At 38.3% G+C, this 17,166-nt stretch carries 13 protein-coding genes and 1 other annotated feature; of the genes, 12 read left to right on the top strand and 1 reads right to left on the bottom strand.

Going from position 1 to position 17,166, the window contains the following annotated elements; all coding sequences use genetic code 11:
- Positions 1-406: 406 nt before the first annotated feature.
- Complete coding sequence (locus MUB24_RS14155) at positions 407-1,429, top strand: hypothetical protein (protein WP_244705163.1); 1,023 nt, start codon at positions 407-409, stop codon at positions 1,427-1,429.
- A 77-nt stretch (positions 1,430-1,506) separates the two neighbouring features.
- Complete coding sequence (locus tag MUB24_RS14150; protein WP_244705161.1) at positions 1,507-1,935, top strand: cell wall hydrolase; 429 nt, start codon at positions 1,507-1,509, stop codon at positions 1,933-1,935.
- Positions 1,936-2,294: 359 nt separating this feature from the next.
- On the opposite strand, the gene MUB24_RS14145 is transcribed toward MUB24_RS14150, so the two are convergent.
- Positions 2,295-3,806, bottom strand: coding sequence for a glycosyltransferase family 2 protein (locus MUB24_RS14145; protein ID WP_244705159.1), 1,512 nt, complete (start codon positions 3,804-3,806; stop codon positions 2,295-2,297).
- Positions 3,807-4,128: 322 nt separating this feature from the next.
- Here MUB24_RS14145 and MUB24_RS14140 point away from each other — a divergent pair, with 322 nt between their 5' ends.
- The 10 genes from MUB24_RS14140 (at position 4,129) to argS (ending at position 17,025) form a co-directional block, all read left to right on the top strand.
- Positions 4,129-4,734: a DedA family protein gene (locus tag MUB24_RS14140; RefSeq protein WP_244705157.1), complete on the top strand. Its 606-nt coding sequence runs from the start codon at positions 4,129-4,131 to the stop codon at positions 4,732-4,734.
- Positions 4,735-4,750: 16 nt separating this feature from the next.
- Entirely contained in the window at positions 4,751-5,044 is a 294-nt protein-coding gene (locus MUB24_RS14135; protein WP_244705155.1) for a DUF6509 family protein, read from the top strand.
- Positions 5,045-5,429: 385 nt separating this feature from the next.
- On the top strand, positions 5,430-6,521 hold the full coding sequence (gene proB / locus MUB24_RS14130; protein ID WP_244705154.1) for a glutamate 5-kinase: 1,092 nt from the start codon (positions 5,430-5,432) through the stop codon (positions 6,519-6,521).
- 19 nt (positions 6,522-6,540) lie between these two features.
- On the top strand, positions 6,541-7,791 hold the full coding sequence (locus tag MUB24_RS14125) for a glutamate-5-semialdehyde dehydrogenase (RefSeq protein ID WP_244705152.1): 1,251 nt from the start codon (positions 6,541-6,543) through the stop codon (positions 7,789-7,791).
- Positions 7,792-7,807: 16 nt separating this feature from the next.
- Positions 7,808-8,875, top strand: coding sequence for a branched-chain amino acid aminotransferase (locus tag MUB24_RS14120; protein ID WP_244705150.1), 1,068 nt, complete (start codon positions 7,808-7,810; stop codon positions 8,873-8,875).
- A 126-nt stretch (positions 8,876-9,001) separates the two neighbouring features.
- The gene (locus tag MUB24_RS14115) at positions 9,002-9,847 is read left to right on the top strand and encodes a dimethylarginine dimethylaminohydrolase family protein (RefSeq protein WP_244705147.1); all 846 of its coding nucleotides are present in this window, start codon (positions 9,002-9,004) and stop codon (positions 9,845-9,847) included.
- Between the two features lie 12 nt (positions 9,848-9,859).
- The gene (locus MUB24_RS14110; protein WP_244705173.1) at positions 9,860-10,366 is read left to right on the top strand and encodes a mismatch-specific DNA-glycosylase; all 507 of its coding nucleotides are present in this window, start codon (positions 9,860-9,862) and stop codon (positions 10,364-10,366) included.
- 1,000 nt (positions 10,367-11,366) lie between these two features.
- Positions 11,367-12,236, top strand: a complete 870-nt coding sequence (locus MUB24_RS14105; RefSeq protein WP_244705145.1) for an ABC transporter ATP-binding protein — start codon at positions 11,367-11,369, stop codon at positions 12,234-12,236.
- Between the two features lie 4 nt (positions 12,237-12,240).
- A complete protein-coding gene (locus MUB24_RS14100) occupies positions 12,241-14,787 on the top strand; it encodes a hypothetical protein (RefSeq protein WP_244705143.1) in 2,547 nt (848 codons plus the stop codon).
- Between the two features lie 75 nt (positions 14,788-14,862).
- Positions 14,863-15,070: a binding site (T-box leader), on the top strand.
- Positions 15,071-15,333: 263 nt separating this feature from the next.
- Positions 15,334-17,025, top strand: a complete 1,692-nt coding sequence (argS, locus tag MUB24_RS14095) for an arginine--tRNA ligase (RefSeq protein WP_244705171.1) — start codon at positions 15,334-15,336, stop codon at positions 17,023-17,025.
- Positions 17,026-17,166 lie beyond the last annotated feature (141 nt).

Raw genomic sequence — 17,166 nt, 5'->3', positions numbered from 1 at the left:
TTCATTTGTGGTATAATAGCCATACAGATGAACCCCCTCGGTTTAATGGTTTTTTGGTTACTAACTATTTTAAACCTTATAGGGCAAGGTTTCATCTGTTTTCTTATTTTTTGGGGTGGATTTTCGAATTTTTTCCATTCCCATCTCTTAAAAGTGCATTATACCGTCTCATTTTGGGGGAAAATAAATTCTGGTCTGTCCTTAACCCCTTGTCTCACTTGAGGTGTGAGACATCGCAATTACCTCGTGTATGATGTCCTAATTACGGGAATTCCTTGTTTTTCGATCGTCATAAAGCGTTCATGACACCCCAATTACGCGATTCCCTATCGTTCGGTCGTGGGTGTTTTGTTGGAAAATACTGACAATACCTGCTATATTCATATAAAAGGGGGAGGGAGCATCTATGGGAATAAAATTTACCAAAAGAGAAGAGTGGTTTTCTTTTTACGACGGAAAAGGGGAACAGATGGATCGAAAAACGGAAATTCGCTTTGATCCATTAACAGGCGAGACTTCACGGATTATCTTTGATGCTGGACTTACTTTAACACCACCTGATTATTCCGAAGCCGCTACCAATACAGGCGGTAAAAACTGTCCGTTTTGCCCTGAGAATATTTTAAACATGACACCTGTTTTTTCAAAAAATATCGCAGAGGAAGGACGAATTATTGCGGGAGACGCTATTTGTTTTCCAAACCTGTTTCCATACAGTAAACATAACGGCGTTGTCGTTTTTTCTGATCAACATTATGTCAGATTAGCTGAATTTACTTCCGAAATGATCACAAATGCTTTTATGGCTGCCCAAATCTATATTCAAAATGTCGTAAAGTCTGATCCTAAAGCAAAATATGCTTCGATTAATTGGAACTACTTACCGTATTCAGGCGGAAGTATTCTTCATCCTCATTTACATGTGATTGTATCGGAATCAGCGACTAATTATCAACAGCGCCTAAATGATGATACGGAAGCCTTTCAAGAAAAAACTGGCTCTGAGTATTTCGAGGAACTTTGTAAACAAGAAAAGGTCGCGGGAGAGAGATGGATTGGAGAAAAAGGAAAGATCGCCTGGATGCATGCCTTTGCTCCAAAGGGACATAATGATTTCCTTGCTATTTTTCAAAAAACCGAATCCATTCTTGATATTAAGAAAGAAGATTGGAACCATTTTGCAAAAGGATTGCAGGTTGTTTTTAAAGTCATGGAGGAACAAGGTTTTGCAAGTTTCAACTTACTCATGCAACTTCCAATCGATTCGCAACGAAAACAGCCTCCCCATGTCCGTTTAATTCCACGCTTTACTATTGGCGGGCTGGATACCAGTGATATTAATTATTTTCAGGCATTACACCAAGAACCCTTAAGTTATAAATACCCAGAGGACATTGCTGCAAAAGCACAAGGCTATTTTAATCAATAAGAAATTCCCTGACCAACCGCAACAAATGTCATCCCCTTCAATATGATATGGATATAGAAAGATTGGGAGGTGTCGGAATGGCTGTTGTGAAGGCCAGAGGATCAGACATTGATCTATTAGCAAGATTGTTAAGAGCGGAAGGTGAGGGAGAAGGAATACAGGGGATGCTGATGGTTGGCAATGTGGGAATTAACCGAATTCGGGCAAATTGTTCCGATTTTATAGGATTGCGTACCATTCCAGATATGGTGTATCAGCCTCATGCGTTTGAAGCAGTCATACATGGCTATTTTTATCAGAGGGCTAGAGAAAGTGAACGCAGATTGGCCAGACGTGCTATAAATGGAGAAAGAATTTGGCCGGCTAAATATAGCCTCTGGTATTTCAGGCCGGAAGGGGACTGCCCAGCAACCTGGTACAATCAACCCCTTGTCGCTCGTTATAAACTTCATTGTTTTTATGAACCAACCGGAGAAGAATGTGAAAATGTCTATAAAACATTTTGAGTCCTAATCAAGCATCTTATTAGATGCTTGATTTTTTGCGCCCTAAAACTATATCCAAAAAGTATTTCGAAATAATAAACTGCACCCGGATAATATTTCGCGAAAATCTCCGGGATAAGCTAGATGCGGATATGTTCTTTAAAAAGAACAATTATTAATACCTGGTGTTAGCATCTGAACTTACTCTTAGTACCAGCTATAACATGCGGAGGGAAAATATCGAAACAATAGTATTTCGTTCACACTAAGTATTTACGTTTAGGGTTTTATTACAATAAATACGATTAATTACAACAAAACTATTATAATCGCTAATTTATTCCGGATTAACGAGCAGTAAGCCCTCACTGATTGAAGTTTCACTTTATTTTAAGACCAATATTGGAGTAGGGCGTATGATAAAAAGTGAATTCTCGGTTTTCATAACGATATTTCATTTCATTTTTAATCCGTTGCCTAATATTCATTTTCATATAATCATTATATCTTACGAAAATGGAGTAAATGGAAGCGGGTAAATTTTTTAATGAGTCTAATTTGAATTCAATAAGTGCTTCGCCATTTTCTCTTACGGTCACTGGCAAAACATATTCATTATGGGCATTCTTCCCGTCACAAATTAATACATCTGTGATGGAATGTATGTGATCACCATATATCTGAAAGTGAAGAATGTATTGATTCCCTTGACAATAATGTTGTGTAAAGGTGATAAATATGGGCATAGGAATATATTTGTATTTTTCCTCAAGAAAGGGAATGACAAAATAAGGCTGATCATTTTTGATCACCACTTCTTTTACTTTTATTGATTTATCCCACTCCAACAGTTTTGTTACCGTATGATACCTGCCCTCACGTATCAATTCATATATGACCTTGTGAATCGGTTGTAAAAAATTCTCCGAAAAATCGTATGTTAATTTTTTTGTTGTCTTCAAAATTTGTTTGATTTTATAATAGTACAACAATTTTAATTTTGTGCTTTGAAAATGTGGTGTTGCAAGAAGACTTTTCATTAAATCAAATTCATACATTCGATTGATAATCATTTTTTCAATTTCAATATCAAATTTTTGATTTAAAATGTAATGGACTACTTGTACATTATATTTTGTTTTTTGTAAAATATTAGTTTGATTCGTTAAGCGGGTTTTTTTCGTTTCATCTAAGCGATTGACATAATAAATTGGCTTTGTTGTCGTTGAAATTGTTTTACAATTTGCGAGTACCTCAATAAAAAATTGTTTATCCTCTGCGAATTTCATCTCGGGAAACTGAATCTGCTGTTCTTTAATAAAACTAGTTCTCATCATTCTCGCAGTCGGACCAAGATGGTTAAAAATATGCGGGATGGATAAGGGAGAGACACTTCTTCTTTCTTTACAAGATTGGTGTTCACCAATTACTTTAGTGCCTTGACTATCCACTTTGATGGTTCTCCCTACAACATAAGGGTCTCCTGTTTCTTCTAAAATCTTATAAAGAACTTGTAAGCCATTTGAATCGAGCCAATCGTCTGCATCCAAAAAAGTAATATACGGGGAACTTGCTAATTCCACACCAATATTACGGGGACGACCGGGTGAACCAGAATGACAATCTAACGAAACTACGGTAATGTTTTCGTGGTCTCTTGCAAAATGGAATATAATTTCTTTTGAGCGATCTGTGGAACAATCATCAATGAATATATACTCGATATTGTTAAAACCAATTGTTTGATTCATCACAGATTTAATTGACTTTTTTAAAAAGCTTTCCCCATTATAAACGGGGGTAATGACAGTAACTAAATAATCTTTCTGTCTACTTGTTGACTGTTTATGCACAGTATAGGCTAGCTTTTTATTGGGTTTAAAATGTTTCAAAATCGTAGTATCCAAAAGTCTGTACTTTTGCATCATGTCTTTACGTCATTCCTTTATCCCGGGATTAACTGGTGGTTAGAAACGCACGGATTGAAGTTCCGCTTTATTTTTAAAGAAAGTCATTGACTTATACATAAAAATTAGCGATTATAACAATTGGATAAGCCAAGTTACTATATAAAAGTGTACGGGGGGTACTTTCATTATTTTGATCCAAAACAAAACTTCCATACATATAAATTTGCCATTCCGGTGATAAATGATGCAAATTGCTTGTAAAATAACATAGACAAGTTTTTTCAAAGTATAGGAGTGTACATAAATGGATACTTGGATTATAAATATCATGGAAAATTTTGGTTATATCGGGATTCTCTTTTTGATTATGATTGAAAATATTTTTCCCCCTATTCCTTCCGAAGTCATTCTTACCTTCGGGGGATTTTTGACGACTAAATCCGATTTAACCATCATGGGTGTCGTCTGGTTTGCTACATTAGGTTCTGTACTCGGGGCTGTTATTCTTTACGGGATTGGTTATTTAGTGAATCCAGATCGAATTGAAAAAATTATTGATCGCTGGGGGTATATTCTTCGTTTAAAGAAGGAAGATATCTTAAGGGCGGAGGCGTGGTTTCAAGCTCATGGTGCATGGACCGTTTTTTTCTGTCGTTTTATTCCTTTAATCCGCAGCTTAATTTCGATTCCAGCAGGAATGGCTCGAATGCATTTTCTGCCATTTTTTCTTTTGACGCTTGCCGGAACATTACTGTGGAATACGATCTTAGTCTGGATTGGGGCGGCAGTTGGAGAGTCTTGGACAAAAATCGTTGAAATCATGGACATTTACTCCTATTTTGTATATATTGGATTAGCCATATTATTAATCATCACGATTGGGATTTTTATAAAGAAAAGATATACATGAGAAGAAGGAATGAATAATGAAGATAACAGGATATACAGTAGAGGAATTACATGATCCAACTGGGATCCTTGATGGAACTCGATATGAGTTCTTTCTGCAAATTGAGGTACCGGAAGAGGATGAATTATTTACTGAAAATGGTTTGTTGCTAAGGGTGATTTTTGCTGATGTGAATCAATCGCAAAGCATTCTTCATTACGAATTTATGGAAAGAAATTCACATGCTATTTTAGATTTTGCCCTCGAGCAGGATGAAGAGGCATTGGTTTTTGACTTCTGCCGCCAACATTATCACGAAAAAAAGGAATAAAAGGGAAAGGGATCTCTCTTGTCCCTTTATTCTTTTTTTATTTTTTTTATTTGAATACCCACGTTTATCATATTCAATCACTTGACTTTTTCACATAAATTCGTCATAATATGAGAAAATTGATGAACGAGGAAAAAGGACTAGTATGCTGTGTTTGAAGTGCAAGAGAGCGAAATTTGTGAGCTGAAAGATTTCGTCACCATCAACCAGCAGAACCTGCCTTTGGAGTCCTATGGAAACAATAGGCGCAAACCTGAGCGTTATAGGCAAAGCGGGGTGCATTCTATGCATCCAATTCTGGTGGTACCGCGGAAGTAAAAAGTCTTTCGTCCTTAGTTTTTTAAGGATGGAGGGCTTTTTTTATTATTTTGTAAAGGTGATAGACATGAAAAAGCAGCGGATTGTTGTTAAAATTGGAAGTAGTTCCTTAACGAATGAAAAAGGGGAAATGGATCATGAGAAATTAATTGATCATGTCCAGGCACTGGCACATTTACGCAAAGCAAAACATGAGGTGATTCTTGTTTCCTCAGGAGCTGTGGCAGCTGGATTTGCCTGTTTAGGTTATCCAACCAGACCCGTAACCTTAAAAGGGAAACAGGCGGCGGCGGCTGTCGGACAAAGCCTTTTAATTCAATCTTATATGGAAAAATTTAAAGCTTTTCATATTACTCCTGCCCAAATTTTATTAACTCGATCAGATTTTGCCAATCGTGAAAGATATCGAAATGCATTCCAAACGATGTCCGAACTATTAGAAAGAGGCATTTTACCGATCATTAATGAAAATGACACGGTTTCGGTAGAGGAATTGACATTTGGAGATAATGATATGTTATCTGCGTTGGTGAGTGGCTTTTTGCATGCGGATCAATTAATCATCTTGACGGATATCAATGGAATTTATAATGCAAATCCTCGCTTTTATCCGGATGCAAAGAGATTTAATCATTTAGAGCAAATTCCCGATGATTTATTGAATCATGTAGATGAATCAGGATCAAGAGTTGGTACAGGAGGGATGAAATCCAAACTTTTGGCAGCCAAAACAGCACATTCCCTAGGAGTACCCGTTTTTATAGGGCAAGGGAAGGGTCCGGATAAACTCCTTACGATTTTGCAAGGAGAAGGCGATGGGACGTATATTTCCAATCCAGACATCGGGACTATTAATACGAACCGCCAATGGATTGCTTTTCATTCAACGCTTTCAGGCCGAATATATGTGGATCAGGGAGCAGAAGAAGCCATACTTTATAATGGAAAGAGCCTATTACCTGCTGGGGTTTTTAAAGTGCAAGGAACCTTTGAAAAGGGGGATGTTGTAGAAGTTTTCGGGGTGAAAGGTTTATTAGGAAAAGGAGAAGTAAGCTATTCATCAGATGAATTAAAAAGCACGATCCAACAGCGCCACATGAATAGGGAAACGAAACCCGCCATGGAAGTGATCCATCGTGATCGTTGGGTACAAATATAAATAAAGGGGGAAGAGAGGCATGAGTGAAGTAACGAGGAAAGGGCAGGCAGCGAAACAGGCAAGCTACACCTTAGTTAATGTCACAACAGAGGAAAAAAATCAGGCTTTGAAACTTATTGCGGAAGGGTTATTAGGATCGCAAGGGGAAATACTTGAAGCAAATCAAAAAGATCTACAATCTGGCAAGGAAAACGGATTGTCTTCTGCTATTCTGGACCGGATTATGTTAAATGAAGATCGTATTCAGGCAATGTCACAGGCTATCCAACTTTTAATCGAATTAAAGGATCCGATTGGTGAAACAATAGAAACCATTGAAAGAGAAAATGGATTACACATATATAAAAAACGAGTACCCATCGGGGTTATTGGGATGATTTATGAAGCAAGGCCCAATGTCACCATTGATGCGGCCACATTGGCTTTAAAAACAGGGAATGCCGTGATTTTAAGAGGAAGCTCTTCGGCTAAATATTCGAATATCGCCCTTGTCAAAGTGATTCATCAAGCATTGGAAAAAAGTAAACTCCCAAAAGATTCTGTCCAATTATTAGAAGATACAAGCCGTGAAACGGCCAAAGAACTATTCCGCTTAAATGAGTATTTAGATGTCCTTATTCCAAGAGGCGGAAAAAAATTAATCGAAACCGTCATACGTGAATCAACCGTTCCCGTTATTGAAACAGGTGCAGGAAATTGCCATATTTTTATCGATGAATCAGCCGATTGGGAAATGGCCAAATCAGTGGTATTAAATGCGAAATTACAACGCCCGTCCGTTTGCAATGCGATTGAATCTTTATTAATGGATGAAAAATGGTTTGAAAAATATGGGAGGGAATTAGTCAAAAGTCTGCAAGAAAACGATGTGGAAGTTTTCGGAGATGAAATCATCGTAAAGGAGTGTCATAATATAAAAGTGGCCACAGAGGCTGATTGGTCAACCGAATACTTGGGTTTATCGATCAGTGCGAAAATCGTTTCAGGTTTAAAAGAGGCCATTGAACATATCAATCATTACGGAACGCGACACTCGGAATCAATTATAACGAATCAGGATTCACACGCTGCTCAATTTTTAAATAGTGTGGATGCAGCGGTTGTCTATCATAATGCCTCCACTCGTTTTACGGATGGATTTGAATTTGGTTATGGTGCGGAGATTGGAATCAGTACGCAAAAACTGCATGCACGCGGGCCTATGGGCTTAGAAGCACTCACATCATCTAAATTCTTTATTTACGGAAATGGGCAAGTACGAAATGAATAGATAAGGAGAAAGCCATATGCAAGAGATCAAGGTACAATTAAGCCAGCATAAAAAAGATAAACCAGCACAAGAACAACTTCCTTTTGGTCGTTTTTTCACTGATCACATGTTTGTAATGGATTATTCAAAAGATAAAGGTTGGTTTGATGCTCGCGTTATCCCCTATCAACCGATTGTATTAGATCCGGCTGCGATTATTTTCCATTACGGTCAAACGGTTTTTGAGGGATTGAAAGCCTATATAACAAAAGATCAGGATGTCTTGCTGTTTCGACCTGAAGAAAATATGAAACGGATGAATCGGTCCAATCGACGTTTATGCATTCCAGAGATTGATGAAGATTTAGGCTTAGAGGCATTGAAAAAATTGATTTCCATTGATCGTGACTGGATCCCGAATAAAGAAGGGACCTCTCTCTATATTCGGCCATTTGTTTTTGCGACTGAGCCTTATTTGGGTGTTGCACCATCAACGACCTATCAATTTGTGATCATTCTATCCCCCGTAGGAGCTTATTATAAAGAAGGGATTAACCCCGTAAAGATCGCCGTGGAAAGTGAGTATGTCCGCGCCGTAAAAGGGGGAACAGGGAATGCCAAAACGGCAGGAAACTATGCCAGCTCTTTAAAAGCCCAAGAAGAGGCGGAAGCGGAAGGCTACTCGCAAGTGCTATGGTTGGATGGAAAAGAGCATAAATATATCGAAGAAGTCGGTAGTATGAATGTGTTCTTTAAAATCAATGGAGAAGTGGTCACGCCTGAACTGAATGGGAGTATTTTGGAAGGTATTACAAGGAAATCAGTGATTGAATTATTAAAACATTGGAATATCCCCGTTATAGAAAAGAAAATTTCAATGGAAGAGATTTACCAAGCTCATGGAGAGGGCAAACTTGAGGAAGCCTTTGGAACGGGTACAGCCGCAGTTATTTCTCCAATTGGAGAGCTTAATTGGGAGAATCATAAACTGACCATTCATAATGGAGAAACCGGGGAACTTTCGAAAAAAATTTATGATACCTTAACAGGAATTCAAACGGGAATAAAAGAGGATCCATTTAACTGGGTATTAAAAGTAGAGTGACAAACGCTAGAACGAAGTAACTAAATGGTCGATTTAAAGACCAATTAGTTACTTTTATCATTTTTCGGGAAAAATGATCATACTGAGTGTTTGAATAAAACCAATTACATAACAAGGAGTAGGACAATGACAATCCAGAATAAACAGGAACAGGTTCTCTGCAACAGTGAATATGAAACATTACGAAAAGTGATTCTATGTGAACCAAAGTTTATGGCGATCCGTGAAGTGATCAATGAAACGCAAAAGCATTACACAGAAGACAATATCGATTATAGTCTTGCTGTTGAACAACATCGTCATTTTACGAATGCCTTACGTGAACATGGGATCGAGGTATTATTGATTCCACCAAATCCAGCTTATCCAGAGCAGGTATTTACTCGTGATATTGGTTTTACGATTGGTCATCAAATTTGTGTTTCACAGATGGCTAGAAGTGTGCGCAAGGGAGAGGAAGTTGAATTAAAGAAAATACTCTATCCCTATCCATTCTTACATATCGCAGAAGGGATGATTGAAGGTGGTGATGTGCTTGTGCATCACCATACTGTCTACATTGGTGTGAGCAGTAGAACAAATAAACAGGCAATCCAATATCTTCAGAAGGCTTTACCCGGGTATCAGATCGTCCCAGTGCCTTTGCAAAAAAAATACTTACACCTGGATTGCGTTTTTAATATTTTATCGGACACAGAAGCCTTATATTTTCCTAAAGCCTTAGAAAAAGAGTCAATCTCGATGCTAAAGCAACAATTTGAACTAATTGAGGTAACAGAAGAGGAGCAATTTACATTAGGGACCAATGTCTTATCGATTGGAAATAAGACGGTCTTCAGTTTACCCGTGAATCAAAATGTAAATAAACAACTAAAAAACAAGGGATATACAGTCATCGAAGTTGATTTATCTGAGATCATTAAATCAGGTGGTTCATTTCGATGCTGTACATTACCTATTTTAAGGAGGTAATACATTTACATGATGAAGCCTGTTCCAGATGACCTAAAAAAGGGGTTAAAGCTTCTATTTGTAGGATTTAATCCCAGCATTCGTTCAAGTGAAACGGGACATCATTATGCCAATCCAACGAATAAGTTTTGGAAGGTTTTATTTGGAGCTGGTCTAACGGAACGTTTATATGATCCCGGTGAAGGGGAGAAACTATTGAAAAAAGGTTTTGGATTTACCAATATCGTTCCTAGACCAACAAGAAGTGCTGCAGAAATTACAAAGGAAGAATACCAGCAAGGAAAAGAAATATTGGTAGAAAAAATCCGCTATTACAAGCCGAAAGTTGTTTGTTTTGTAGGAAAGGGCGTGTATCTACAATATTCAGGAAAAAGGAAAGCGGAGTGGGGACCCCAGCCTGATCAAACGGTCCCTGGGGTCATCGATTTTGTTGCTCCTTCAACAAGTGGTCTTGTGAGGATGACGTTGGAAGAAATGAAGACAATTTACCGCCAATTGCAGGAACTTATAGATCTCTAGCACCTATTAATAGTCTTTGCAAAGGCGAATGTTCTTTTATCTTTCTGTTCATAAAAAATAATCCCCCTTGAAATGAGATGTAACAGTGTTTTTTCACATTTAATCAGACCATTTTTTACTTTTTCGAGGGGGATTATATCCAAGTTTGCCCGGAAAATATTTACTTCTTTGGAACTGTTTCTTGTTCTAATGAGACAAGTTGTATTTTGGATAAGTCTAAAGATTCGATGGTTACAAACGGTCTTTAGGCCTATCGATAATAAATTATGAATGGTATATTATTTAATAAATAAAATATTGGAAGGGGAAGATGTAAATGGTCGAGAGACAGTTCGCTTATCCTTATTGTTAGTTTTATCTGTTTCGATGGTAGTTTTAGGTCTTGCTAATAATGTAAGCGCTTCTTCTGATGGCGATGAAAATTCGTCAGTTGTACAAGCTTCCCCTGATAGGATATGGCATGAAGTTCTTAGAGTGGTGACTATATAGTTCAGATGAATATTTTTATTTTACACAAACAAAGGCACATGGCAATCTTTATCGTGGATGGTTGAGTAGACAGAAAATGATTGGGGGATGTGGCCTTTTTACAGGGTATTTATATAGGGATCCATTACCTTATCCTACTCCTTTTGTGATGCCGCCCAAATCACAGGCCGACACTGACGGGAATATCGCTAAACCTTTCTCTACCTCTTTAATGATGATAAACGAACCTGATAATGATTTAAATCTTATTTGCGAAAGATAGCTATTTAGTGAAGATAGATTCAGTAGTTTCTAATAAGCAAAAAACTAATTCTTAAGGAATCGGTTCATCCTGCCTTTTTTGAAATGATATATAAGCTAGGGATGATAGCGGAGATCAAAGTCAAAAAGCCCTTGCTTTTACGGTTTAAAAAAGAAGGGCTTTTTACTCATTTGAAAAGCATATAATATTAGTGTATGTATAAAGTTCGAAGTTTAATCTCATAGACTACGTGATTAGGTGGCCTGCCATATGATTTTATCGGTTCGAAATATTTCAAAATCATACCGCAAACAAAAGGTATTGGATCGCGTCTCTTTTGAGATAACGGAGCCGCAAATTGTTGCTTTAGTTGGTCCAAATGGTTCGGGGAAGTCTACCCTTTTGAATATTTTGACGAATATCCTTTCCGCTGATCAAGGAGAAGTCATGATTTTGAATAAAAGCAACAAGGACGCCAATATTTTCCGCGAGATCTCCTTTATGCAAGATAATTCTGTCCTCTATCATTATTTAACAGGATATGACCATTTGCAATTTATTGGTGATGTACAAGGAATTGCTAAAGAACAAATTGCGGAAACGATTGAGCAAATTGGGATATCTGGATATATTCATAAAAAGGTAGGCCATTATTCACTAGGGATGAAGCAGCATCTGCTGTTAGCGATGGCGCTCGTCAACCAACCTATATTATTGCTTTTGGATGAACCATTGAATGGTCTTGATCCAACAAGTGCGATTAAAGTGCGTCAGCTATTAATCGATCTGCATCGAAAAGGGACCGCGATTCTGTTATCCTCTCATCAGTTAGCGGAAATTGACCGGCTCACTCCCCATATTTTATTTTTGAAAAACGGGCAACTCATGAAAGAAGAATTATCTGTTCATGAAAATGTTTGCTATAAAATGACAGTTAAAGATGGGCAAACCGTAGAGAAAATGTTACAACAGGTGCCCTTTCCTTGGAAACGGAATGACAAACAATTTTTTCTTTATACAACCGATTTCCAGCAGATTGCTCCCCTTCTGCAGCATGATCCGCTTTTGATTCTCGACATTGAAAAAAGCTTGATTGGATCTGAAGAGCGCTATCAGCAGCTTTTTGTGGAGGGAGGCTGAGCGGATGTCACTACTCTTATTTGAACTGAAAAAAGTGTGGCGGCAAAAGAAATTATGGTGGATTTTCGCAATCATTTTATTATGCACATTTGGACTCTTTCAACGGAATCTCGTAGAACAAAAGGGGATGGTGGAAAGGGCTTATGAAAAAGTTGAACCGCTTTCCAATGGAGTCACGACAATTACAGAAGATCTAAGAGCAAAGGTCAATCAAACAGGAAGAACGCCAATAGAAGGTCTCAAGTTGGAAAAGGAAAACGGGGAAGTGGAGCCTCAATGGGAGGAACAATTATCGATTATTTATCAAATAAGAAATACTCTCTTTCAATGGCGCTTAGCAATTGAAAATAAACAATGGGCTGAGATTCCAAAGCGGGAAGGTGAGTTTTGGGCGAAAATCGCACAATATGAACAAGCTGGAGGCTTTTTTGGGGCTGTTCAAGGAGTGGAAAGGGAGAAAGCGAAAGCGAAAAACCAATGGATGATGGATCAGAAAATCGCCTATGTGGATGAACGTTATCCGGTTGTTCCTGCTTTATTTTTGCTGCAAAGTGCTCAGTTTCAACTTGGAATCTGGGGGCTGATTATTTTTGTGCTGTTTTTCGGTGGCACGATTAGTGATGAACGAGAACAGCAAACCTGGCTAACATTAAAAACACAGCCTATTCCGGGCTGGAAACGCATAATCACAAAATATATCAGCCTACTTATCTTCCTGCTCTTCTCTGTTTTTATAGTTGCTTCGATCAGCTTCCTCCTCCCGATCGTCTTTGGATACCAGCAACCGTTTTTTCATTATCCGATTATGATAGATGGTGGAGAGCATTTTTTCATTCGCCCAGCATGGCAAAATCTCTTATATAAGATGAGCCTATTTTTCGGTGCTGCTAGTTTTGCCTGTAGCTTGATTTGTCTGTACAGCCTTTGGATTAAAAAGACATTTACGCATTTACTTCTGCTGGGAATGTCGATTTTTATCGGTGTGATGGCGACCGTTCTATGGGAAGGGCTACAAATAACTTGGAATCCATTTTTCTCTTTTTATGAGCTATGGCAAGCGGCTATCCCTCGTTTTTCACCTTGGCTGTTTCTATTATCGATCAGTGTGTGGAATATTGTTTTGTTATGTATTGCTGCAAGGTTGCCTGAACAAGAGCTTGATCGCCAAACGAACCCCGTGCAAAAACCGTTTGCTCGCGGAAAAACCTCGTATGGGAAAAGAAAAGGGATGCGCCCCATCGTCTTTGAATACCGGAAAACGATCCGACAAGGCCTGTTGAAACAAACCTTGCTGTTACTTTGTTTCCTGCTTTGTCTTGGTTATATCTACGTTTTTCAGGAGGCGAAGAACAGAGAAGCCACTTATTTAGAGGAACTAGAAAATCCTCCTGCAGCCTTATGGGTTTTATCTGATTATGAACAGGAATTAGAGGAAATAGAGGCACTTGATCTTGATGAGTCTAAAAAGGAAGAACTAGGTGTAGATAGGATAGAAGAACAGATTGCCTCTTATAAAGAATTCATTGAGAAAGGACGTAAAGCAGTTGAAGCATACAGACAAGGGGACTGGAAAACATTTTATAACTATCAAAAGTTTACAATGCAGCAGGAAAATGGTGAAGTTCATTATGATAGCACATTAATAAAATTGATCGGGAAAATGGCGATCGATATCAGTTATGCAGAGAAGGATTGGATGATTGCTCATCAAGTTCAGCCCGTTTTTCCTGGAAAATATGCTTTAACGATTTTTCAAGATTTGGGGGATTGGGAAACTGGAAAAGATATATATATTAAGGGGAATCAGCGTCTCGATAGTAGTGGTTTATTTTTATTAGGACTCTATTTTGATAAACATGTTTATCTGATGGGGATGATCCTGATCTTTTTCCTTGTGGGCGGTTTTTTAGCCGATGAGAAAGGGAAACAGGCGACACTTCGCCTGTTACAAACGCAGCCGCTTTCCTTACGGAGTCTATTTTTCGGAAAACTTTTGCACTCCTATACCATTGCCCTATTGATCAGTATCATTGTCATTGGCTTTATTTTATTTTTAGGTGTACTATTCGATCGTTTTGGTGATTGGCAATATCCGGTTTTTATTTACGATAGTGCGAAGGTCGCTGAGTCAGCCAACTATACGGGGCACTATTCACAAGGAATGGGTTTTCACTTCCTGCCATTAGGAGAGTACATGATCCAAAACTTTGTGCTGGCACTTTTAGCCCTATATTTTGTTTTGACGTTATCCAACGTTTGTTCCCTGATCTTGCCGCATAAATTATCTGTGCTTGCTTGTACTCTTTTAATCATAGGTATATGCTATGTCAGCAGTGTTCAATTTTTCCCGAACACCGCCCATTTCCTTCCATTTATCTATATGAATGTCGTCAAAATAACGAAGGGGGAACAGTCTGTTTTATTCAACAATCCCTCTTTAACCTTTGAAACAGGCGTGATTGTGCTGCTTATATCGATCATCGTCTTGATCGTGGTTGCGAGTTTATTGTGTCGCCAAAAGAAAAAGAGTAGGCGGTTGATAATAGATTGAGGCTCCTCAGACCTGAACAAAAATGTATGAGTTGCATTTTCCTCGACGATCCATTATAATAACGAAAATTAATCGATACATTCAATGAGGAAGAGAGTAATGAGCAACTCCAGGCTTAAGCGAACTAGGGATGGTGGAAGCCTAGCGTCTGATTGGTCATGAAACGCACTTCTAAGAAGCGGCCTGAAATCAGTAGGGCTTTGCCGGATTATTCCGTTATCAACATAAAGCTGGTTCAAAATGGAACAATAAGAGTGGTACCGCGAGTCATCTCGTCTCTATCTATAGAGGCGGGATTTTTTATTTTATCCCGAATTAACTGGCAGTAAGACCCCCACTTCGAGAATTCGAGGGAAAACAAGAATTGCAAGTGGGGGATCAACTGAAAGTCAAATCCCCGATTCGTTCAGGCCAACAGGATGTTGGTCACAAAGGCGTTGCGACAGGACGTCGCGATTTTAGCCTTTGATCTTCTCATCAGTGGGGGATGAAAAAAACCCCCACTGAATGAAGTTTCACTTTATAAAGGAGTGTGAAGTTGTCATGATCCATTTTAACAAAGAATATGCGAAGCTTATTTCAGAACAACTAAACGAGACTTTGCCGTTAGAAGAAGTAGAAAATCTGATTGAAACCCCAAAACATGAAAAACAAGGGGATCTCGCTTTTCCCTGTTTTATACTGGCAAAAAAATGGCGAAAATCCCCTCAGCATATTGCCAAAGAATTAATGGGAAAATTACAAAGCCCGCTTTTTGAACAAATAATCGCTGAAGGACCTTATATCAATGCTTTTCTGCATAAAGAGACAGTGAATCAACAGGTTTTAAAACAAATTATGGAACAGGGAAGGGATTATGGTTCATGGGAGTTTGGCAATGGAAAAAATACCGTCATTGATTTTTCCTCTCCTAATATTGCCAAACCTTTTTCGATGGGTCATTTAAGATCGACAGTGATCGGGAATGCTCTAGCTAATATTGCAGAGAAATGCGGATTTAAAACGATTCGGATCAATCATCTTGGTGATTGGGGCACACAATTTGGCAAACTAATTGTCGCGTACAAACGTTGGGGAAGTGAGGAGCAAGTCAAGCGTAACCCGATTAAGGAATTATTATCACTATATGTTCAATTTCATACGGAAGCTGAAAAGGATCAGCAATTAGAAGAGGAAGCAAGAAGATGGTTTAAGAAACTGGAAGATGGGGATGAGGAGGCACAACAACTTTGGTTATGGTTTCGCAAAGAGTCCCTTCATGAATTCACTAAAATATATGATTTATTACATGTTCACTTCGATTCTTATCACGGAGAAGCCTTTTATAATGATAAAATGGAGGAAACGGTAAAAAAACTAATTGATTTAGAATTACTCGAACGTTCAGATGGAGCCCAGATTGTCGATTTAAAGGAATTCGATTTACCTCCTTGTTTGATTCAAAAATCGGATGGAGCCACTTTATATGCAACAAGGGATCTGACCGCCGCTCTTTATCGCTATGAACAGTATCATTTTGAAAAGGCCTTTTATGTAGTGGGCCAGGAGCAAAGTCTCCATTTTCAACAAGTGTTCCGCGTTCTCGAGAAGATGGGCTATACTTGGGCTAAAAGCATGACTCATATCCCATTTGGATTTATCTTAAAGAATGGTAAAAAAATGTCCACTAGAAAAGGGAAAGTTGTGTTATTGGAAGCAGTAATCGAGGAAGCGATAAAACTAGCCAAACAGAATATTGAGGAGAAAAATCCCCATCTGCCCATGAAGGATGCGGTTGCTCATATGGTCGGGGTTGGAGCGATTATTTTTCACGATTTGAAACATGAAAAACAAAACCATATTGAATTTTCCCTTGAAGAGATGTTAAAGTTCGAAGGAAACACAGGTCCTTATGTACAATATACGTATGCGAGGGCATGCTCGATTTTGAGAAAAGCTGAACATACTGAATGGCAAGAAAGTATAACCGGACACATCGAGCCAGAAGGTTGGGCGATCGTGAAACAACTCATGCTCTTTCCAACGGTGATCCAAACAAGTTTCTACCGTTACGAACCTTCCGAAATAGCAAAGTATTTATTCCAACTTGCGCAAAATTTTAATAAATATTATGCCCATGTTAAAATATTGCATAATGGCCCTAATCAGGCAGATCGACTAGCACTTGTAAAAGCGATCACGATTGTCCTTGAAGAAGGGCTTCATCTTTTAGGAATAGAAGCTCCTAAACAGATGTGAAACACTCTGTATAAGCGAATAATCCATCATTTTGAACGTAAATATGAGACGGAATAGGTTAAATATGAACATCCCATACAATTCATCATTTTCATACTGCATTCATCTCGCTATTTTTAGTATAATGATTTTGGACCGTTG

The sequence above is a fragment of the Lederbergia sp. NSJ-179 genome, assembly GCF_022867885.1.
Taxonomy (GTDB): domain Bacteria; phylum Bacillota; class Bacilli; order Bacillales; family Bacillaceae_C; genus Lederbergia.
This window is presented reverse-complemented; position numbering and strand designations above follow the sequence as displayed.